Source organism: Chryseobacterium sp., assembly GCF_022869225.1.
In the GTDB taxonomy this organism is placed as follows: Bacteria; Bacteroidota; Bacteroidia; order Flavobacteriales; family Weeksellaceae; genus Chryseobacterium.
Window position 1 is genome coordinate 3,448,246 of record NZ_JALIHL010000001.1, and the last position, 19,802, is coordinate 3,468,047.

At 38.7% G+C, this 19,802-nt stretch carries 20 protein-coding genes; 14 read left to right on the top strand and 6 right to left on the bottom strand.

The annotated features are described in order from the left end of the window. Positions 1–68 precede the first annotated feature (68 nt). Entirely contained in the window at positions 69–1,235 is a 1,167-nt protein-coding gene (locus MUW56_RS16130; RefSeq protein WP_292014140.1) for a hypothetical protein, read from the bottom strand. Between the two features lie 282 nt (positions 1,236–1,517). Here MUW56_RS16130 and MUW56_RS16135 point away from each other — a divergent pair, with 282 nt between their 5' ends. The 10 genes from MUW56_RS16135 to MUW56_RS16180 all read left to right on the top strand — a co-directional run bounded on the left by MUW56_RS16135 (position 1,518) and on the right by MUW56_RS16180 (position 11,680). Then, positions 1,518–2,786 (top strand): mechanosensitive ion channel domain-containing protein, encoded by a 1,269-nt coding sequence (locus MUW56_RS16135; protein WP_292014141.1) that lies wholly within the window; start codon positions 1,518–1,520, stop codon positions 2,784–2,786. A 148-nt stretch (positions 2,787–2,934) separates the two neighbouring features. Next, positions 2,935–3,654: a pyridoxine 5'-phosphate synthase gene (locus tag MUW56_RS16140; protein WP_292014142.1), complete on the top strand. Its 720-nt coding sequence runs from the start codon at positions 2,935–2,937 to the stop codon at positions 3,652–3,654. 92 nt (positions 3,655–3,746) lie between these two features. Further along, complete coding sequence (locus MUW56_RS16145) at positions 3,747–4,526, top strand: alpha/beta fold hydrolase (RefSeq protein ID WP_292014143.1); 780 nt, start codon at positions 3,747–3,749, stop codon at positions 4,524–4,526. Positions 4,527–4,641: 115 nt separating this feature from the next. Continuing rightward, the gene (locus tag MUW56_RS16150; protein ID WP_292014144.1) at positions 4,642–4,881 is read left to right on the top strand and encodes a microviridin/marinostatin family tricyclic proteinase inhibitor; all 240 of its coding nucleotides are present in this window, start codon (positions 4,642–4,644) and stop codon (positions 4,879–4,881) included. Positions 4,882–4,920: 39 nt separating this feature from the next. Beyond that, a complete protein-coding gene (locus MUW56_RS16155) occupies positions 4,921–5,145 on the top strand; it encodes a microviridin/marinostatin family tricyclic proteinase inhibitor (RefSeq protein ID WP_292014145.1) in 225 nt (74 codons plus the stop codon). A gap of 76 nt (positions 5,146–5,221) precedes the next feature. Continuing rightward, entirely contained in the window at positions 5,222–6,208 is a 987-nt protein-coding gene (locus MUW56_RS16160; RefSeq protein WP_292014146.1) for an MvdC/MvdD family ATP grasp protein, read from the top strand. Beyond that, a complete protein-coding gene (locus tag MUW56_RS16165; RefSeq protein ID WP_292014147.1) occupies positions 6,171–7,175 on the top strand; it encodes an MvdD family ATP-grasp ribosomal peptide maturase in 1,005 nt (334 codons plus the stop codon). Before MUW56_RS16160 ends, MUW56_RS16165 begins: the two co-directional genes overlap by 38 nt. Before the next feature lie 479 nt (positions 7,176–7,654). Next, positions 7,655–8,668, top strand: coding sequence for an NAD-dependent epimerase/dehydratase family protein (locus MUW56_RS16170; RefSeq protein WP_292014148.1), 1,014 nt, complete (start codon positions 7,655–7,657; stop codon positions 8,666–8,668). Then, positions 8,665–10,434 carry a long-chain fatty acid--CoA ligase gene (locus MUW56_RS16175; protein ID WP_292014149.1) on the top strand — a complete coding sequence of 590 codons (1,770 nt, stop codon included), beginning with the start codon at positions 8,665–8,667 and terminating at the stop codon, positions 10,432–10,434. The genes MUW56_RS16170 and MUW56_RS16175 overlap by 4 nt, the downstream gene beginning before the upstream one ends. Before the next feature lie 187 nt (positions 10,435–10,621). Further along, positions 10,622–11,680, top strand: coding sequence for a diphosphomevalonate decarboxylase (locus MUW56_RS16180; RefSeq protein ID WP_292014150.1), 1,059 nt, complete (start codon positions 10,622–10,624; stop codon positions 11,678–11,680). A 95-nt stretch (positions 11,681–11,775) separates the two neighbouring features. Here MUW56_RS16180 and MUW56_RS16185 read toward each other — a convergent pair whose 3' ends face one another. Then, entirely contained in the window at positions 11,776–12,858 is a 1,083-nt protein-coding gene (locus MUW56_RS16185) for an endonuclease/exonuclease/phosphatase family protein (RefSeq protein ID WP_292014151.1), read from the bottom strand. 126 nt (positions 12,859–12,984) lie between these two features. Between MUW56_RS16185 and MUW56_RS16190 the strand changes: the two genes are divergently transcribed. Together MUW56_RS16190 and MUW56_RS16195 are read left to right on the top strand one after the other, a co-directional pair. After that, complete coding sequence (locus MUW56_RS16190) at positions 12,985–13,434, top strand: nuclear transport factor 2 family protein (RefSeq protein WP_292014152.1); 450 nt, start codon at positions 12,985–12,987, stop codon at positions 13,432–13,434. 14 nt (positions 13,435–13,448) lie between these two features. Continuing rightward, positions 13,449–13,826, top strand: a complete 378-nt coding sequence (locus MUW56_RS16195; protein ID WP_292015425.1) for a VOC family protein — start codon at positions 13,449–13,451, stop codon at positions 13,824–13,826. Between the two features lie 3 nt (positions 13,827–13,829). Here MUW56_RS16195 and MUW56_RS16200 read toward each other — a convergent pair whose 3' ends face one another. Further along, a complete protein-coding gene (locus MUW56_RS16200; RefSeq protein WP_292014153.1) occupies positions 13,830–14,213 on the bottom strand; it encodes a DUF1634 domain-containing protein in 384 nt (127 codons plus the stop codon). Then, entirely contained in the window at positions 14,213–15,043 is an 831-nt protein-coding gene (locus MUW56_RS16205; RefSeq protein WP_292014154.1) for a sulfite exporter TauE/SafE family protein, read from the bottom strand. Before MUW56_RS16205 ends, MUW56_RS16200 begins: the two co-directional genes overlap by 1 nt. A 97-nt stretch (positions 15,044–15,140) precedes the next feature. Here MUW56_RS16205 and MUW56_RS16210 point away from each other — a divergent pair, with 97 nt between their 5' ends. Then, positions 15,141–15,692 (top strand): DUF1543 domain-containing protein, encoded by a 552-nt coding sequence (locus tag MUW56_RS16210; protein WP_292014155.1) that lies wholly within the window; start codon positions 15,141–15,143, stop codon positions 15,690–15,692. 23 nt (positions 15,693–15,715) lie between these two features. After that, positions 15,716–16,828: a 5-(carboxyamino)imidazole ribonucleotide synthase gene (locus MUW56_RS16215; RefSeq protein ID WP_292014156.1), complete on the top strand. Its 1,113-nt coding sequence runs from the start codon at positions 15,716–15,718 to the stop codon at positions 16,826–16,828. Positions 16,829–16,924: 96 nt separating this feature from the next. Here MUW56_RS16215 and MUW56_RS16220 read toward each other — a convergent pair whose 3' ends face one another. Both MUW56_RS16220 and MUW56_RS16225 read right to left on the bottom strand, forming a co-directional pair. After that, positions 16,925–17,644, bottom strand: coding sequence for an SH3 domain-containing protein (locus MUW56_RS16220; protein WP_292014157.1), 720 nt, complete (start codon positions 17,642–17,644; stop codon positions 16,925–16,927). Positions 17,645–17,676: 32 nt separating this feature from the next. Next, positions 17,677–19,800 (bottom strand): cation:proton antiporter, encoded by a 2,124-nt coding sequence (locus tag MUW56_RS16225; protein ID WP_292014158.1) that lies wholly within the window; start codon positions 19,798–19,800, stop codon positions 17,677–17,679. Between the last annotated feature and the right edge of the window lie 2 nt (positions 19,801–19,802).

Consider the following 19,802-nt stretch of genomic DNA (forward strand, 5'->3'; position numbering starts at 1 on the left):
ATATAGATGCAATATAAAAAAAGTGGCCCTATAAAAAGCCACCTTTATATTTTAATTAAAAAAAATTATTACAGATTTAAGATAACATATTCCAAAATAGGGGCGGTCTCACCAATATTTCCGGTTGCATGATTATGGAAGGTGGTATAATAAATATTCCCGTTGTTGGAATTTCCCGTACACGGGCCTAAAGTATCTCCATGTGTCTGATGGGCATTCCAGGCATTCTGATTAATTGTAATCGTAATGTTATTATCATTTGGAATATGATGGCAGATCGTAATATGATTGTTGTTTAACGAAGTTCCTACCGGGGTCTGAGGTGCGGATGGATTCGTATAATGACCCGTTCTGATCATTAAAGGTTCATTTCCTTTTTGTACCAGGACTTCCCAGAATGCGGGATCATAGTTTTGAATTTTCTCCCAGGCCCCCATATCATATTCAATATCCAGAGCATTAAACCCTATGGCGGTTGCCAAAGAGGCATTGGAAACACTGCAATTGGAATAAGTACCTGCCGTGCCGGTGTCTTTTAAACAAAGAAGATTGTCATTGATGAACCCTCCGGGTGCAGTACAGTGTTCGGTATTGGTATTTCCTCCTACCAGATAAGCGGAAGCCCAGTCTGAACTGTAAATGCTTCCTCCGTTGCTTACAAAAGTGGACAGATTACTGTACACATTGTAGTCATTACCGGGAGTGGGAGTTCCGGTCTGTGTATAATTACGGGAGCCGCAATTCAGGAAAATAATATCATACTGTGCAATGGTATTCAGGTTTTTTAAATCCTGATAAGTGATTTCTGTAACCGTATATCCCAGCCTGGTAATGATGGATTCTATTTCATCATAACTGCCTTTTACATAGGCCATTTTTGCCACCTGATTCAGTTTGGAATCTGCCGCAGCCACGGTAAAGGTTTCATTTTTTTTAATGGTAACGGGAATTTCAGTCCTGAAGTTCTGGCCGTCACCGGTCTGAATGTGAAGCGTTGTATTGCCTTCCGGAGCGGTTAAGCTAAACTTACCATCGGAATCAGAATAGGTATGGTAAACCCTGTTTTCCTGGTCAATGGTAAATACAAGAGTCCCGCCGATGGGCTTTGTTCCGTTTTTGGCGAATATTGTGCCCTCTACTTTTCCGTTTTGAGGAACACTGGGAGTGAACTCTTCAGAAGCAATGGAATGATCTCCTTTGCAGTTGGCTAAAAATACTAATACACAGAGCATCATTAATAGGTAGTTTTTGTTTCATATTGAATTGATTTTGATGGGTTTAGTTTCTATCAAATTAAAAAAATAATTAATATAAAAACATTGAATGTGTTATTTTTTTAATTTAATTAATTTATTTTTAGTTTTTTATAGTTTATTTTTCAGTGTTTATGATAGAATTTAGGATTTTATTATTGTGCAGGATTTTTTACCAGATATTGGCCCGCTGATATTTTTTTGGGCTGAAAATTGATAGTGAATAGTAAAAATCGTCATTCTAATTTTATAAATTTGCTGTCAATGAAAGATAACCTACAGGAAACCAAAAACTATTTGCAGGAAATAAGCGAACAGTTATACATTTATATCACCCAGATATCACCTTCAGGGCTGGACTGGATTGTTCATATTATTGTAAAACTTGCTTTGCTTTGTGCGGTATTTTTGGTTGTTGATTTTGTTTTAAAGTTCGTTATCAATTCTGTTTTTCGCTTATTTCACAGTGAAGAAAAATTTCCGATCCTCAAATCTATCTACCAGTCTAAGATTACCAATTCTGTAGCTCATTTTTTTGCATTGATTATTGTGGGAGCCTTACAGGGATCCATATTTCCTGAGGGAGCACTTCCCAAAACCACAATTTTTATTATACGAAGTGTTAATTTGGGATTGGTGCTGATCCTTGCCGGAATGCTTTATCGATCACTGGCAGCATTCAGGAATTATTTTGCGATCAAGCAGGATTTTTATAAGATTATGGCCCTGAACGCTATTTCGGAAACTGTAAAGATCCTGGGAATCTTTATATTCACTGTAGTAGGGATTTGTGTGGTTTTTGGAATTAAAGGAACTACTATTGTAGGAAGTTTAGGGGCGATCACCGCGGTCCTGGTACTCGTTTTCAGAGATACTATCCTGGGATTTGTAACGGGATTACACGTGGCAACTTCTAAAAATTTAAAAGTAGGAGATTGGGTAAGTATTCCCAAATACAGCATTGAAGGAAATATTACTGATATAAGTCTTTTAACAACGAAGATCACCAATTTTGATAAAACGGTATCCACTATTCCGACTTATGATTTGCTGACCACGGAAATCAAAAACCTTCAGGTAATGTCTGAATCCAATACCAGAAGGATCAAAAAATCTATTTATTTCAATATCAATTCTTTTAAATTTTTAACGGATGAAGATATTGAAAGGCTGAAAGAAGTCAACCTGATTTCAGATTATCTTGAAGAAAAAAGTCTTGAGATTAAAAAGGAAAATGCGAGCCTGGAACATCGGGATAAGGTCGTTAACGGAAGACAGCTTACCAATATCGGGGTGTTCAGATATTATGCACAGAAGTATATAGAAAATGATCCGGATGTTGATAAACAGGGAACCCGAATGGTCCGCCAGCTGGACATCACACCCCAGGGGCTCCCTCTTGAAGTCTATTGCTTTGCGAATGATTCCAAATGGGAACGTTTCGAACAGATTCAGGCAGATATTTTTGATCACCTGCTGGTGGCTTCAAAAGAATTTGATCTTCAGGTAATGCAGGTAAGTATTAAAGTATAATAAGAAGAAGTTAGAAATTAGGGACTGGAAACTGGTTTTTAAAATCTTACTTTAAAAAATATAATAAAGAGTTAGAATCGGAAGGTGATCTTACCATAATAATGTAAGTCTGACATCTGAAATCTAACGTCTAACATCTTAAATAAAAATGACAAAATTAAGTGTAAACATTAATAAAATTGCGACATTAAGAAATGCGAGAGGAGGTGAGACGCCAAGTGTTACTGAAGCTGCTGTAAAGATCCAGGAATTCGGAGGGCAGGGAATTACGATCCACCCAAGGCCTGACGAAAGGCATATTACAAGAAAGGATGTGTATGATCTGAAGCCGCTTGTGACGACTGAATTTAATATTGAAGGAAACCCGCATCAGCAGTTTATTGATATGGTATTGGATGTAAAACCGGAACAGGTAACCCTGGTTCCTGACGCTGATGATGCCATTACTTCCAATGCAGGCTGGGATACAAAAAAACACCTGGATTATCTTACAGAGATCATCACTGCATTTAAAAACGAAGGGATTCGTACTTCTATTTTTCTTGATCCTTTACCGGAGCTGGTAGAATATGCAGCAAAAACCGGAGCGGACAGAATTGAGCTGTATACCGAAGCTTACGCAAAAAATTATGTAGCGAATAAAGAACAGGCTATACAACCTTATTACGATACTGCTGTGGTAGCTACAGAATTCGGATTGGGGATCAATGCCGGGCATGATTTAAGCTTGGATAATTTAAAATATTTTGCAGATAATATTCCCAATTTATTGGAAGTTTCCATCGGACATGCTTTGATTTCTGAAGCGCTTTATATGGGATTGGAAAATACGGTTCAGGCTTATTTGAAGAGACTGGCACAATGGTAAAATAGAGGTCGGAGGCTGGAGGTTCAGGTCCAATTAGTATGGCTGGGTTGATCATCTGGAATCTGATATCTGAAATCTATTATCAAAAAATTATGGAAATCTTAAACTCAAAAATATTCGGCGAAAATCTTACATCTACGCCGCTTTTGGTATTCCACGGATTGTTTGGAATGCTTGATAACTGGGGAAGTTTTGGAAAAGATCTGGGAGAATATCTTCCGGTACATCTGATCGATTTGAGAAATCACGGGCGAAGCTTTCATTCGGACAGTATGTCGCATGATGACCTGGCAGATGATATTGCCCGGTATATGGATCATTACGGTATTCAAAAAGCTCATGTTTTAGGACATTCCTTAGGAGGGAAAGCAGTGATGCAGTTTGCGATCAGGTATCCTGAAAGAATCGGGAAGCTGATTGTGGTGGATATTTCTCCAAAAGCTTATCCTCCGCACCATCAAGGCGTTATCAAAGCGCTGGAAAGTGTGGATTTCAATACGGTGGCTTCCAGGAATGAGGTAGAAGCTGTTCTTAATCAGTATATTCCGGAAAAATCTACAATTCAGTTTTTAACGAAAAACCTGTATTGGGATGATCATAAAAAGCTAAACTGGAGGTTTAACCTGAAGACCTTATCCGAAAAATATAATGAATTTGTTTCAAATGCTGTAAAATTTGGTGTTTTTAATGGCGATGCATTATTTATTGCAGGGGCTAAATCCAACTATATTCTGCCGCAGGATGAATATGGCATTAAACAGCAGTTCCCCAAGGCAAAGGTGGTTACCGTGAAAAATGCAGGACATTGGGTACAGGCGGAGAACCCTGTTGATTTTGCAAATGTTGTTAAAGAATTTCTTGATTTAGATTAAAATTATTCACATTATAATGGCATAATGTTAAAATTTTATTAAAGTCCACTATTATTTCTCCATGAGTTGAATTTTTTTGTACTTTGGATTGTCAAAAAAATAAAATTATTAACTTATGGAAAACAAGAATTCAAAAAAGAAACCGTTTTTTGCTACATTCCTTGAAAAACAGCTTAAAGACCCTGAAACCGTAAAAGGAGGTGCTATCACTTCAGTACTGGTAGACAATGTTACATCAGTGATCAAGGATAATATTACAACTTCAGCACTTGAAGACAGTGTTACGACACAGTCCAATGACAACGTAACGATGAAGTATCCATCTGACGGGGATGAAGCCGGGGATGTATTATAATGTAAACTAAATTATATCAAATCAAAAAACGAAATCATTATGAACAACAAAAATTCAAAAAAGAAGCCATTTTTCGCATCATTCCTGGAAAAACAATTGAAAGATCCGGAAACAGTAAAAGGAGGAGGAGATATCACAATTCCTGAAAGAGATGTGATTACAAAACCTAGTTTAGATATTGTAACCTCTCCGAAAGATGATATGATGCACACGATGAAATATCCTTCTGACGGAGATGATGATACTTTGACTGTTCCATTATAAAATCAATAGTATATTCATAAAATTAAATAGTAGGGAAACTTAAATAGTAAGTTTCCCTTTTAATAAAAACCGGCAAATGATTCTCTGCATTACCCATTCACAGGATTTTTATAATATCGATATCTTTTTTGAATACCTTACTTCCCAAAATATTTCTTATTTCAGATTGAATTCTGACCGTTTGAATCATCTTCAGAAAATCAGTATCAATGAAAGCTCATTTGAACTGACCGATGAGTCAGGAAATACAATCCATTCTGATAACATTAAAGGGGTATGGCACAGGAAAGCATGGAAAATAAGTATTCCGTCTGAGCTTGATGAAGACTATGAAAAAATTTTCCTGAATGAATACGGGTGCCTCCGATACAACCTCATGACTGTTTTACAAGATATTCCGTGGATCAATCCCTATGAAAATGAGAGGAAGGTCGATGGAAATAAAATGTTTCAGCTGAAAATTGCCCAAAAGAACAACCTGATCATTCCCCAAACCATTTTTTCCAATGATGAAAAGGCCATAACAGCCTTCTTTCACCAATACTGTCACGGAAAAGCTGTTGCCAAACTTCATAGCGTCCTCGGAAAAACAATGAACGGTGAAAACCAGCTGGCTACTACGGTGATTGAAGAAGATACGCTGGACTATATTTCAGATATTGCTTACTGCCCGATGATATTTCAGCCTTATATTGATAAAGAATATGAACTGAGAATAGTTTATGTGGACGGTGAGTTTTTTACAGGCAGGATCAATAACAGTGAAAATGCAGATTGGAGGGTAGCCCGCGAAGGTTATTTCTGGTCTGCCTATGACTTACCGGAAGACCTCAAAGTGAATCTGACCTCTATGATGAGGGAGATGGGCCTTTATTTGGGAGCTATTGATGTGATAAAAGGGAAGGACGGAAAGTATTATTTCCTGGAAGTGAATCCACAGGGAGAATGGGGGATGCTGCAAAAGGAGCTTGGCTATCCGATAGCACAGAGAATTGCCGATAATTTAATAAAAAGAATCAGTTTTCATGGACAAAATATTAATTATAACACATACTGCAGATAACTTTTCAATCGAAAAGGTAACAGAATATATTGAGAAAAACAATGCTGAGGTCATCCGTTTTGATGTAGATCTCTATCCTTTACAGAATAAATTGTCTACGATTTTCCAGGATGGAGAATGGGTAAGTGTTCTGGAGACCGCTGATGCCCAATACCGCCTTGAGGATATTTCATCAATTTGGTACAGGAGGGCTTACAATATTGGAAAAGGATTAAAAGAAGAGCTGGATTCCAAGTTTTACGGAGCTGCGATGGGAGAGATCCGGAATACTCTTTTCGGTTTTTTTGAATCGGTGGATGCCTATTCATTAGGGAAACCAAGTATCTACAGAAGGTTGGACAGCAAGGAAGAACAATTGAAAATTGCCACTAAAATAGGATTGAATGTTCCTGAAACCTGCATTACAAATAATGCTGAAGAAGCCAGACAATTTATTCTGAAACATAAGAATGTGGTTGCAAAAATGCAGACCGGTTTTGCAATTTATGAAGATGGGGTAGAGAATGTAGTCTTTACCAATGTAGTCAGTGAAGATAAGCTTGAGGAACTGGATTCTCTGTTGTATTGCCCGATGCAGTTTCAGAGAATGATTGAAAAGAAAAGAGAGCTTCGTGTTACCATTGTAGGAAGAGAAGTATATGCCTTCGAAATCGATTCCCAACAGTTTGAGGATGCCAAAGTAGACTGGAGAAAAGACGGGATCAATCTTCTCGATAAATGGTCCAGAATAGAACTTCCTGCAGATATTGAAGAAAAACTGCTGGAGCTGCTGGATGTGTACCATGTAGATTACGGAGCCATTGATATTATTGTTTCTCCTGAAGATGAGTATTACTTCATAGAGATCAATGCGGCAGGAGAGTTTTTCTGGCTGGATAATCTTACCGAAGGAAACCAGATCTCCAAAAGTATTGCAGATGTTCTTTGCGATAAAGCACCGAGAAGAAATAATATGGTCATGGCTTAAAAAATAGCTTGTTTTTACTCGCAAAAGCAACAATGTTTTTATGATACCCTTGATAAACCGATCCTGCACGTGATTTGCCGCCAGGGGACGAGGAATCTTTACTGCTTCAATGGTGATATGCCGGAAAACCGGATATTTTCAGAAAGCCTACGTGTTTAAAAACTTTTGGCTTTTGTGGTTAATTCATATTGTCATTCTGTGGAATCTAAACGATCAAAATTTATGGTCGTTTACCCGATTCTGCAGAATGACAATTTGTTGATGGAGGTTTAAGATCCTGCTAAAATGAAGAATGATTAAGCAGTATCTGATCATTTTATCATCTTCAGAACGATAATATTGGTTAAATTAAGCTGAGTTTTGCTTTAAAAATCGCAAATTTGCAGAAGCAGTTTTTCAATCAGCTTTTACATAAGAATGAAGAATTGCCGGGTAAAAAATATTGTCATATTTTAGTCAGCAATCAAGCAACATAATTAATGGTTTTTGTAACAGGTGCAACCGGAATTCTGGGAAGAATAATTGTACTGGAACTTCTTAAAAGAGGTAAAAAGGTGCGTGCTTCCAAAAGACCGGGCAGCAATTTAAACGAAGTAAGGCATTCATACAGCTTTTATACTGAGAATCCTGATGATTTTTTTAATAAGATCGAATGGATAGATGTAGATTTTGATGATCTTAATACGCTGCAGGCCGCTTTGGAAGGAGTGGAGGAAGTATATCACTGTGCGGGCAAGGTAAGTTTTCATCCTAAAGATGAAAAAGAAATGTACCATACCAACATCAAAGGTACAGAAAACTTACTGTATGCCTGTGAAGGATCAGGTGTAAAAAAGTTTCTGCATGTAAGTTCCGTTGCTGTGCTGGATAATTTTAATGAAAAAGGCGAGTTGGATGAAGATTCTGACTTCAATCCAAAGCTTGAGCATTCAGCATATGCCATTTCTAAGCATCTGTCTGAAATGGAAGTCTGGAGAGCTTCTGCAGAAGGGCTGAACGTATCGGTCATCAATCCCGGAATGATCGTAGGAAGCGGCAACTGGAGCCAAAGCAGTGGTGAGCTTTTTTCGACTTTTGAAAATAACAGTTTTACATTTGCCGGAGGTTCCGCCTACGTAGATGTAAGGGACGTTGCCCAAATTGCGGTAGAACTGCTGGAACATAATATTTTTGGAGAACGCTTTATCATTGTTTCTGAAAATAAAAGATATGCAGAACTTGGAAAGCAGATCAGAACCCGGTTAGGACTTAAAGAGGCCAAAATACTGACAGAAGCGCAGCTCAATATCGGAAGACTGGCCAATACCCTTTTCGGATGGCTGATTCCCAAACTGAGAATGGTCACCAAATCAAATATTGAAGCCATTTCTTCATTCAATACCATTTCCAATCACAAAATCAAAGAGAAACTGAATTATCAGTTTATTCCTATAAAAGAAAGCATCGACTTTCACCTGAACAATTATATTAACGACAAAAAGCTGAAGAAATGAATCTGGCAGAGGCAATTATCCTTAAAAATGTAGAAAAACATCCTGTAAAAGCTGCCATTGGCTTTAAAAAGAAAGATGAAGCCTGGAAAGAGCTGAGCTGGAAAAAATTCAGTGAAATTATTTTTAAAACGGCCAATGCTTTGAAAGATGCCGGAGTTCAGGAAGATGACAGAGTCGCCATTTATTCAGATAACTCTTCTGAGTGGATGATCTTTGATCTGGCTTCTATGGCCATCGGAGCGGTCACCGTTCCGATCTATTCAACCAATAATGCCGAGCAGGCTGAATATATCATTAATGATTCGGGAGCTAAAGTTGTTTTGGTAGGAAACCAGGTTCAGTATGATGCCTGCCTGGATCTTTTAGCAAAAGAAAATAATAGTCTGGAAACCATTGTTGTTTCTAAGAAATCTGTATGGATAAAGAAAGAATTCAACAGTTTTTATCTTGAGGATTTCATTGCGAAATCTTCTCCAAAATCAGAAATCTGTAAAAAAGAAGATAACGATACGGCAACGCTGATTTATACATCCGGAACTACCGGTATACCGAAAGGAGTTATGCTTACTCATGGCAATTTTATCAAAGCCTTTGACTCCCACTTTGAATTTTTTACATTTAAAAACTTTGAGGAAGAACTGTCACTGGCATTTTTACCATTAAGCCATGTTTTTGAAAGAAGCTGGAGCCTGCTTTGCCTTTACGGAGGAGCAAGGGTTTATTTCCTTGAAGATCCTAAAAATGTAGCAAAGGCGCTGGAGGAAGTAAAGCCTACCACCATGTGTGCCGTACCCAGGTTTTTCCAGAAAGTCTATGCCGGAGTATTGGAAAAAGCAGAGGAAGGTTCCGCATTCAAGAAAAAAATATTTAACTGGGCTCTGAAGACAGGCTGGCAAACGGCTGAGCTGAGAAGAAATGAAACGGCAATTCCTTTTGGTTTGAAAATCAGGGAATCTATTGCAGATATGTTGGTGTTCAGTAAGATCAAAGCAAAAATGGGCGGAAGATTATGGTTTTTACCTTGTGGTGGAGCCTCTTTATCGCCGGAGGTTACCAAATTCTTTGAATCGGTGGGCATTCACGTAACAGTAGGGTATGGTTTAACAGAAACGACAGCTACCTTAACGCTTTTCCCTTTAACGCATTTTGAGCATGGAACCAGTGGGAAGCCGCTTCCGGGAGTAGAACTCCGTATCGGAGAAAGCGATGAGATCCAGGCAAAAGGAAACGGGATTATGAAGGGATATTACAACAGGCCTGAAGAGACCGGGAAAGTTTTTACTGAGGATGGCTGGTTTAAAACAGGAGATGCAGGGAAGTTTGATGATAAAGGAAACCTGATCATTACAGACCGTATCAAAGATCTGATGAAAACCTCCAATGGGAAATATGTGGCTCCGCAGCAGATTGAAAACCTGCTGACGAATAATAATTTTATCCAGCAGATCATGCTGATTGCAGAAGGAAGACAATTTGTTTCCGCGCTGATCGTCCCTAACTTTGAGTTCCTGCAGGACTTTATCAAAAAAAATAATATTCCTTTTACCAGCTGGGAAGAAGCGGTGAAAAATGATAATGTGATCAGCTTTTATAAAGACAAAGTTAAAGAATTACAAAGTCACCTTGCCGATTATGAGAAAGTGAAAAAATTCACCCTGATGCCGGCAGAATTTGATATCAATACAGGAGAAATTACTCCTACTTTGAAGGTCAAAAGAAATGTGGTGATAAAAAAATATGCCGATATTATTGAAAAGATGTATTAATAATAGAGCGAAGATAATAAACACTTAAGTGACAAGCTTTGTACTGATAAAGTCCACTTCAGTTTTATGGAAATCATTGATTTTCTTCGAACTTTTACAAGGCAAATTTAACTGCTCAAGTACGCTAAAGTGTTTAAAAATAAAGACTTTTGCGGTTACAATCAGGTTCTATCATTTAAATTAAACTATGACAACACAAGAATTTATAGGAAAACAAGACTTTACCATCCATACCCAAACCGTTTCAGAGAGCTGCCCGTCCAATATTGCCCTTATTAAATACTGGGGGAAATATGACAACCAGATTCCTGCAAATCCAAGTATCAGTTATACCTTAAATCATTGTAAAACGAATACCTCCATGGAATTTATCGCAGATGAGGCTTTCTCTGTTCAGACGTTCCTGGCTGGAAATGAAGAAGTGAAGTTTGCTGAAAAAATAGAAAAATACTTCAGAACTATCGAACGTTACCTTCCATGGATTTTAAAGGGAAAATATATGATCCGAACTGAGAATACCTTTCCGCATAGTTCCGGTATTGCCAGTTCTGCTTCAGGATTTGGAGCAATCGCAAAGTGCCTGATGAGTCTGGATGAAGTATTTACAGGAAAATCTTCGGAGGAAGAATCCTTGAGAAAAGCTTCATTTTTAGCAAGATTGGGAAGTGGAAGCGCATGCAGAAGTTTATACAACGGGCTTGTGGTGTGGGGAGAGACGGATGAGGTGGAAAATAGCTCAGACTTATTTGCTGTACCGTATCCCGATGCTGAAATCCATGATATTTTTAAAAATTTTAACGACTGGGTTTTACTGATCCATGAAGGGCAGAAAAGTGTTTCTTCAACAGTGGGACACGGACTGATGAAGACCAATCCTTACGCGGAAAGAAGATTCCAGGAAGCCAGGGAGAATTTTGTTCCGATGAAAGAGATCCTGAAAAGCGGGAATATGGAACAGTTCATTACATTGGTTGAACATGAGGCATTGACGCTTCATGCGATGATGATGATGAGTGATCCCGCCTTTATTCTGATGAAAACGGGAACGCTGGAAGTGATCAATAAGATCTGGGATTTTAGGAGGGATACAGGATTGTCTCTATTCTTTACCTTAGATGCGGGCGCCAATGTACATCTTTTATTCCCGAACGGCGGCTCAGAAGAAAAAATCACAGCATTTATTGAAGAAGAGTTGCTTCAGCATACCCAGAAGAATGGAGTAGTGAAGGATATAATGAGGTTTTAAAAAGTAAGTATACTATATAAAAGACGGCCTCAAAAGCAGGTGTTGGCAGAACATAATTTTGTTGATACTGCTTTTGAGGCAATTTTTTGTAAAACTTAATCCTCAGTTACTACTGCATCACGATCTCCGCTTTCTTGTATTCCTTCCTGTATCATTTTTTCAGCTTCGGCCTGCTCTTCTGTACTGGCGGTCTGTATAAGCTCTTCCTGTTCATCATTGTGGTGATCTATTAAAAATTCACAGTATACCGGAAGATGGTCTGATCCAAAATTTTCCAGTGTCTTAAGCTCTTTGATAAAGATATCTTCACTATGAAACATCAGGTCTATAGGAAACCTCAGCAGGCGATATTTTGCATGAAAAGTAGAAACAAAAGCATGGCCAATCCTCGGATCAATCAGGTGGCTTGTTTTTCTAAAAAGGATAGATGATTTTGACCATGCCACATTATTAAAGTCGCCCACTACAATGACAGGCTTTCGGAGATCCTTTACACATTGGGCCGTGCTAAGAAGATCACCATCTCTTTCCTTTGAGGTTTCCTCTTCCGTAGGACTTGGCGGCGGTGGATGAACACCGAAAAAAACAAAGGAAAAACCATCATCAGTCTTCATGTGAATTTCAATGCTCGGAATGTCATCTGCCACGAAATAATGTGTTTTTGCTTCTTTGATGGCAACCTTCGAGTAGAAATGCATTCCATATGTATTTTCAAGCGTCACTTTATGTTGGTATGGATAATCTTCTTCAAGAACTCTCAAACTTTTTTCCCAATCCCCATTACTTTCCATTGTCATGAAAAAATCCGGGCTGTATTTTTCAATAAGGCTGATAAATTGGTTGTAGTTCTTATTGAACTGATATACATTGGCTGATACAAAATGCAGCTTTCCGGAAGATTGGTGATGCTGTTGGTGCTTTTTTACAGGATAAAGAGGTGTATATTTAACCAGTGTATGGCCGTGATGAATAAATAAAACAGCCAGAAGCCCCTGATAATACCAGAAATATCCTGAAGAATCAACCAGAAAACCCAGTATAAATGTGAAAAATATAAGATAGGTGATCTGTATTTTAGCAAATTCAGGAACCCGAAATACCCAATGAGAATTCTGGATCTTTGGGAGTATGGTTAAGACCAGCAAAAGCATGGCCATAATTAAATAAACAATCCACATAATAAAAGTCTGCGGATAAAATTAATTTATTTTTGGAAGAATACAAAAGTATATATTTAAACTTTGCTAATAAAATTGATTTTTTTTCCATATTTTTATGTGTTGGTTCTATCTTATCCAATTATTATGAAGAATAAAATAGCCCTAATTTGCCTGCTGGCAGGTATCTTTTGTTTCGGACAGCAGAACCGGGATATTGAGAAACCGATCCGCAACTTATTTTTAGCGATGAAAAATGCGGATCCTGATTTATTGAAATCTGTTTTTGCAGAAAGTGCAGTTCTCCAGACGATAACGAAAGACGGAACCGTAAAAAGTGACAGCATCCAGGATTTTATAACTTCTGTTTCTACATTTCCGAAAGGAGATCTCGATGAAAGAATTGTAGTAGAAGCCATTCATACAGATGGAAACCTGGCCAGTGTATTTACGCCTTATTCTTTTTATCTGAAAGGTAAGCTTTCCCATTGTGGAGCAAACAGTTTCCAATTGGTGAAACAGAATACTGACTGGAAAATCCAGTATATCATTGATACAAGAAGAAAAGACAACTGCAGAGAGATACAATCATATTAACAATGTAAATGAAAATGAAGATTCACCATATTGCCATTATCTGTTCAGATTATGCTGTTTCAAAGAAGTTTTATACAGAGGTTTTAAACTTACATATTATCCGCGAAGTCTACCGTGAAGAGCGGCAGTCTTACAAACTGGATCTGGCCATTGGAGACCATTATGTGATTGAATTATTTTCATTTCCGGATCCTCCCGACAGACCTTCCCGTCCGGAAGCATGTGGATTAAGACATCTTGCTTTTTCAGTAGAGAATGTAGCTGACCAACGTGCAGAGCTGATCGGAAAAGGGCTAAGCTGTGAAGAAATCCGGATAGACGAATTTACAGGGAAAGAATTTTTCTTTACCCAGGATCCGGACCAGCTGCCACTGGAGTTCTATGAAATGTAAGGATTAGTGAGCGTAACCCGCAAAAAAGCTTACCGCCATAATGGTTAAAACGATAGAAGAAATGACTACATACACGTAGTCTTTTTCTTTTAAGTAGCCTATTAAAGCGAAGACAATCCTCATCAGCGGAGTGAAGATCAGTAAAAGTATTCCCAGTTGGATAATTGCCATCCCTTCTCCTTTGCATAGAGAGTTCCAGAAGTGTGACCATACCTTTTCTGAAGAATTGCCGATATCCAGGGAAGTATATTTTTTGGGCATCTCAAAACCTTCCGTGAACAACTTGATAAATCCGATCAGTGAAGTTGCGACAGATAAAATAACACCTAATCTGAGGAGGTTTCCTACGGAGCGGTTCAGATCTACATCTGTAAAATTCTTTTTCATTATCTGAAGCTTTTTGTGATACCGTTATACATCATATAAATGGAAAGGATCGTGATAACAATAGCAAAAAATACTTTTAATTTCTTTGTTTTTGATACCATCAGCGTTTTCGAACCAATGAAGCTTCCCACTACCACCCCGATTAATACAGGTGCTACGATAACAGGAATAATTTCCCCTCTCTGAAAATAGATCAGTGCACTCGCTACTGCCGTCACCCCGATCATAAAGTTACTGGTCGTGGTAGAAACTTTAAAAGGCAGTTTCATCATATTGTCCATTGCCAATACCTTTAATGCTCCGGAACCTATTCCTAAAAGTCCGGACATGGCACCGGCAAACATCATCATCATAAATCCCGGAACAGTATTTCTTGCAGAGTAGCCTTTTAAAACTCCCTTATCAGGAAAAGTTCCGTGAAGTTTCAGCTTATCCTCAAGACTTCCTTTTATCAACGGTTCCTGATGATCAGGTTTTCCTTTAAGATTTAAAATAACAGTCAGAAGAAGGATACTCGCGAAAATAATTCCGATTGTATTGGGATTAAGCATTCCCGAAACCAAAGCTCCCATAATAGCTCCGGCTGTGGTGGCAATTTCGAGAAACATCCCGATCCTCATATTCGTAAAGCCTTCTTTGACAAAAGCTACCGCTGCCCCGGAAGAAGTCCCGATGACAGAGATGAGTGAAGCCCCGATGGCATAATGCATTGGAACGCCGAAACCCAGCGTTAATAAAGGAATGATGATAACTCCTCCTCCTAAACCCGTAAGTGAACCTAAAAGACCAGCGGAAATTGCGCCAAGGAAGAGTATGATGATTTCTGACATACTACAATTAATGCTACAAATATAAAATTATTGTAGTAGTCTGCCAAACATTTGAAAAAGATAAATTTAACGTATTTTTGTATGCATGAAAAATGAAATGAAATTATTTTATGTGATTCTTGGTGCTACCCCTAAAGGGAGAAACATTGAGCAGCATGACGTATTCTTTGGAATTGCTGAAAATCTTAAAGATCTTGTTCCGGATATGAAAGACTTCTGGAAGGAAGCTGAGGGTAAGATCCATATCGACTGCTATCAGGAGGTGAAATTTGCAGACGGATATGAACTGAAGATTGTAGACAAAGGGGAAAAAACAACGGAAGAGCAGCTTTACTTCCTTAATCTGGGAGGATATAAGAGAGGCTTTTTTGAAGAGTTTCATGAGCAGCATTTAATGGTGGGACAGTCTATGGGAGAGATCGTGAAGAGAGCAAAAGCTACGGAATTCTATCATACAATGGGATTTGAAGGCGCTGTAAGCCATATTGATGATAAACATGGAGTAGATATCGATGACATCTTCAATGTAAGTGATATTCTTCCTGAAAAAATGAAAGAAAAGTATTCCATTGTTCTCGTAAAGTCTGATGCGGAAAATCAGGAAAATACAATGGGACTTGGATATTTGAAAATTGATAAAGTTCAATAAGAAATAAATCTAATACAATAAAAATGAAAATAGGAATTCTGGGAGGCGGACAGCTTGGGAGAATGCTGATACAAAGTGCACTGAAATATGATGATGAGTTTTATACACTGGATCCGGCTTCTGATGCACCATGTCACAATATCTCGTATTTTACACAGGGAAATTTCAATGATTATGAAACCGTTCTGAACTTCGGGAAGGATAAGGACGTTGTCACGATAGAAATAGAACATGTAAATGCTGATGCACTGGCTGAACTTGAAAAGCAGGGAATACGAGTGGTTCCCAATGCTGCTATTATCAAAACCATTCAGCAGAAAATCCTTCAGAAAGAGTTTTATAAGGCTCATGATATTCCAAGCCCGGAGTTTCAGGTAGTCTGGAACAATGATGAGAAAATCATGATGCCGCTTCCGTTTGTTCAGAAAATGAATACAGGCGGATATGACGGAAAAGGAGTGCAGGTGATTAAAAATGAAGAGGATTATCAACATCTTTGGACTGAAGCTTCCGTAATAGAAAGCCTGGTAGACATTGATAAAGAACTTTCTGTTATTGTTGCCAGAAATGAAAAGGGAGAAACCAATACTTTCCCTGTTACGGAAATGGTGGCAGATCCGAAGCTGAACCTATTGGACTTCAATGTGTGCCCGGTTCTTCTGACTGAAGATGTTCAGCAGCAGATCGATGTTATTACCGGGAAATTTTTAAATGCTGTCAATTCTCCGGGGCTTTTTGCCATTGAGCTATTCCTTGACAAGGAAGGAAAAGTATGGGTGAATGAAACAGCTCCGAGACTGCACAATTCAGGGCATCAGAGCCAGGAAGGAAATACCAACTCACAGTTTGAACAAATGTATCGTGTGGTGAAAAATTTACCTTTGGCAGATACCGATGCCATTACCTACAGTGGCATGCTGAATTTGGTAGGAGCAGAAGGATACTCGGGAAAAGTAATGTATGAAGGGATGGAAGAGGTTCTTAAACTCCCTGAAACATACATCCACCTGTACGGAAAAACGGAAACCAAGCCGGGAAGAAAAATGGGGCACATCAATGTGCTGGCAGATTCCAGAGAAGAGCTTATGGAAAGGCTTGTGATGGTGAAGGGAATGGTGAGAGTAATTTCTGAATAATTTTATTTTTAAAAATACAAAAGAGCTGTAGTTTTCTACGGCTCTTTATTTTTTATCTGCTTGAAAGTAAAAAGAACAAATTCTTTACCTTGAAATTTAAAAAGGGATCATGACCTTTCTGCCTTTGTATCCTCCTTTCTCAATTTCAAATAATACAACATAGCTGCCGGCCCCGTCGGAGTTGGTCATAGTAATATATAGAATGTCGTTGTTGAGGTCATAATAACATTGTGCAGATTCATTATTGATATTGAACAGACTTTCAATCTCTTTCCGGGGCACCTGAATGATTCTATGTCCAATGTGTACCGTTATCGATTTGTAATGGGTTTCGGGGATGGTACCATCCGTGCCCCAGACCTGTTGACCTTTATATTGATCCTCAATTTTTTGTCCACTGTAATCGGATGAGGAAAAGAACTTTTTATTCTCTTTATAATTGAACTTTCCGGCAGTGATCTCCACTTGGATAGGTCCGGATTGGAAAATCGCTTTATTTTTATCCTTACTTACGGAAGGGACCGCTTCATAAGACTCAATAAGTTTCAGCCTGGAACGGTGGATATACCCGGCAGTATTTTCCCCTTTTTTATTATTGTAATCAACATTCAGCCAGGTTTTGTTCCTTTCGTCAGGAAATGTATAGACGATCTCCCCGGAATTGATTTTTCCGGCAATTGTACTGTTGGCATCCGCACTTTCCCTCACATTCACATCACCGTCCGGATCTGCCACTTTAGCAAACTGTGCGAAAGATAACTGGATACTTAAAACTGCTGTGAAAAGGAATATTTTCTTTGTTGTCAATGCGATCATTATCATTTTAAACCGTTGCAAAAATAACCGTATTATTTAAAGATATTCTGAATCACATTCCCGATTTCCATAAAATCACCATGATTTCCTACGGAACGGATTTCCGGACTGTTTTTATCATATTCAGAGAAAGGGAAGATCAGAAGGTAATTGTTATCATTCAGATATCTGTTCAGCATTTCAGGAATAAGCCTCATTCGGGGAATATAGGACTGCATTCCGCGTTTTGCCATCAATATGATCAATGCTTCATCTTCTTTCAGCTGGGCAGCTGTTTTTTCACCGTCCTGCCAGGTATTCATAATGATGAATTCCGCTTCAATATTGGCTTTTTTGATGATCTTCTGAAGGATGTCCAGAATATTTTCAGGAGCATAAAAAACCATGGTGGCCCCGGAATTTCTGGCGATATTCCATACTCTTAAAAGGGCATGGAAGAACCCGGCCTCTTTATGGGCATTTTCGGGAACCATCACCGCGTATCTTTTGATGGTGGAAAGGGGTTGGGCGGCATGGTATACCAATACATTCACATCATCATTCTGCAGATACCCATTGTAAAGGTTATAGACAAAAGACGGAGAAAAGCCTTTCTCATCTTCCAGTCCGATGATAAGATCCGTAATTTTCTGCTCTTTAATGACATTGTTCACGCCATTGATGACATCATTATCATACCTTTTAAGGGCTTGTAATTGGACATCGGCGGCCGCAGCGGTATCTGCAGCCTGGTGAAGAAGTTTCTCTGCATTTTTTACAGAGGATTCATTCTTGTCTTCATTGATAACATTCAGGGCAAACAGGTCTTCCGTATTGGAATGAGCTTTGATCAGGATACCAAGATTAACCATTCTTTCGACGGTTTCTTCATGGTTAATGGCTAATAGGATACTTTCTTCCTCATGACTGTTTCCGGAAACCGTATCTTCATTATCACTTTCTGCAATTTTCTGGGCACTGGCCATGGAAATGAAGGATGAAATGGTACATGAGATCAGGATCAGTAAAATACTGCCGTTCAGTACATGTTCATTCAACAGCCTTACGGGTTCTCCGGTTTCGGTTTCGGAAAGGATAATGTTATATCCTACCATGACAGAAGCCAGCGTTGCCGCTGCGGAAGCGGAACTTAATCCGAAAATCAGTTTTCCTTCTTCTTTTGTGAGCCTGAAGGTCTTTTGTGTTGCCACGGCAGAAAGATATTTTCCTCCGATGGATGCAACAAGCATAATTCCGGCTACTTCAAGTGTTTCCCAGCTTTTAAAGAAAACTTTAAAGTCGATCAGCATTCCTACACTGATCAGGAAAAAAGGAATAAAAATAGCGTTTCCTACAAATTCTACCCTGTTCATCAGAGAAGAAGTATGCGGGATCAGCCTGTTTAAAGCCAATCCTGCAAAGAATGCCCCGATAATGGCTTCTACACCGGCAAGCTCAGCAAGCATGGCTGCAAGGTAAATCATTACCAATACAAAAATATATTGGGAGATTTTATCATCTACCTTTTTGAAAAACCAGCGTCCTATCATAGGGAACACAATTAAAACAATCAGTGCAAAAAGAACGAAAGAAACGGATAATGTAACCCAAAATTCTGTTCCTACATCTCCCTGGGACATTCCCACAATCACAGCAAGGACCAATAAAGCCAGAATATCGGTGATCATGGTACCGCCCACGGTAATATTGACTGCTTTATTTTTGGCAATTCCCAATTTGCTGACCAGCGGATAAGCGATAAGCGTATGAGAAGAGAAAAGACTGGCAAAGAGTATGGAAGTAAGCATGGAAAAATGCAAAATATAATACCCTCCGAGGTATCCCAAAACAAAAGGAACGGTAAAGGTATAGATACCAAAGGTGAGACTTTTCCACTTATTTTTTTTAAAATCACCCATATCGATTTCCAGTCCTGCCAGAAACATAATATAGAGAAGACCGGTGGTCCCGGTCACCACAATGCTGCTGTCTCTGGACAATACATTGAAGCCGTTAGGTCCTATGATGGCCCCTGCAATGATAAGCCCCAGCAAATGGGGAACCTTAATTTTATTCAGCAGTAGCGGAGCCGCAAGAATAATGACCAGTACCAATAGGAATTTCAGTACCGGATCTTCTATGGGAAGACTCAGATTGTGTATACTCAGTAAGATCATAG

Bases quoted from the DNA above. Each gene is read 5' to 3' on its own strand.
- MUW56_RS16130 (WP_292014140.1), bottom strand. From the start codon at position 1,235: ATGATGCTCTGTGTATTAGTATTTTTAGCCAACTGCAAAGGAGATCAT.
- MUW56_RS16135 (WP_292014141.1), top strand. From the start codon at position 1,518: ATGAAAGATAACCTACAGGAAACCAAAAACTATTTGCAGGAAATAAGC.
- MUW56_RS16140 (WP_292014142.1), top strand. From the start codon at position 2,935: ATGACAAAATTAAGTGTAAACATTAATAAAATTGCGACATTAAGAAAT.
- MUW56_RS16145 (WP_292014143.1), top strand. From the start codon at position 3,747: ATGGAAATCTTAAACTCAAAAATATTCGGCGAAAATCTTACATCTACG.
- MUW56_RS16150 (WP_292014144.1), top strand. From the start codon at position 4,642: ATGGAAAACAAGAATTCAAAAAAGAAACCGTTTTTTGCTACATTCCTT.
- MUW56_RS16155 (WP_292014145.1), top strand. From the start codon at position 4,921: ATGAACAACAAAAATTCAAAAAAGAAGCCATTTTTCGCATCATTCCTG.
- MUW56_RS16160 (WP_292014146.1), top strand. From the start codon at position 5,222: ATGATTCTCTGCATTACCCATTCACAGGATTTTTATAATATCGATATC.
- MUW56_RS16165 (WP_292014147.1), top strand. From the start codon at position 6,171: ATGGACAAAATATTAATTATAACACATACTGCAGATAACTTTTCAATC.
- MUW56_RS16170 (WP_292014148.1), top strand. From the start codon at position 7,655: ATGGTTTTTGTAACAGGTGCAACCGGAATTCTGGGAAGAATAATTGTA.
- MUW56_RS16175 (WP_292014149.1), top strand. From the start codon at position 8,665: ATGAATCTGGCAGAGGCAATTATCCTTAAAAATGTAGAAAAACATCCT.
- MUW56_RS16180 (WP_292014150.1), top strand. From the start codon at position 10,622: ATGACAACACAAGAATTTATAGGAAAACAAGACTTTACCATCCATACC.
- MUW56_RS16185 (WP_292014151.1), bottom strand. From the start codon at position 12,858: ATGTGGATTGTTTATTTAATTATGGCCATGCTTTTGCTGGTCTTAACC.
- MUW56_RS16190 (WP_292014152.1), top strand. From the start codon at position 12,985: ATGAAGAATAAAATAGCCCTAATTTGCCTGCTGGCAGGTATCTTTTGT.
- MUW56_RS16195 (WP_292015425.1), top strand. From the start codon at position 13,449: ATGAAGATTCACCATATTGCCATTATCTGTTCAGATTATGCTGTTTCA.
- MUW56_RS16200 (WP_292014153.1), bottom strand. From the start codon at position 14,213: ATGAAAAAGAATTTTACAGATGTAGATCTGAACCGCTCCGTAGGAAAC.
- MUW56_RS16205 (WP_292014154.1), bottom strand. From the start codon at position 15,043: ATGTCAGAAATCATCATACTCTTCCTTGGCGCAATTTCCGCTGGTCTT.
- MUW56_RS16210 (WP_292014155.1), top strand. From the start codon at position 15,141: ATGAAATTATTTTATGTGATTCTTGGTGCTACCCCTAAAGGGAGAAAC.
- MUW56_RS16215 (WP_292014156.1), top strand. From the start codon at position 15,716: ATGAAAATAGGAATTCTGGGAGGCGGACAGCTTGGGAGAATGCTGATA.
- MUW56_RS16220 (WP_292014157.1), bottom strand. From the start codon at position 17,644: ATGATCGCATTGACAACAAAGAAAATATTCCTTTTCACAGCAGTTTTA.
- MUW56_RS16225 (WP_292014158.1), bottom strand. From the start codon at position 19,800: ATGATCTTACTGAGTATACACAATCTGAGTCTTCCCATAGAAGATCCG.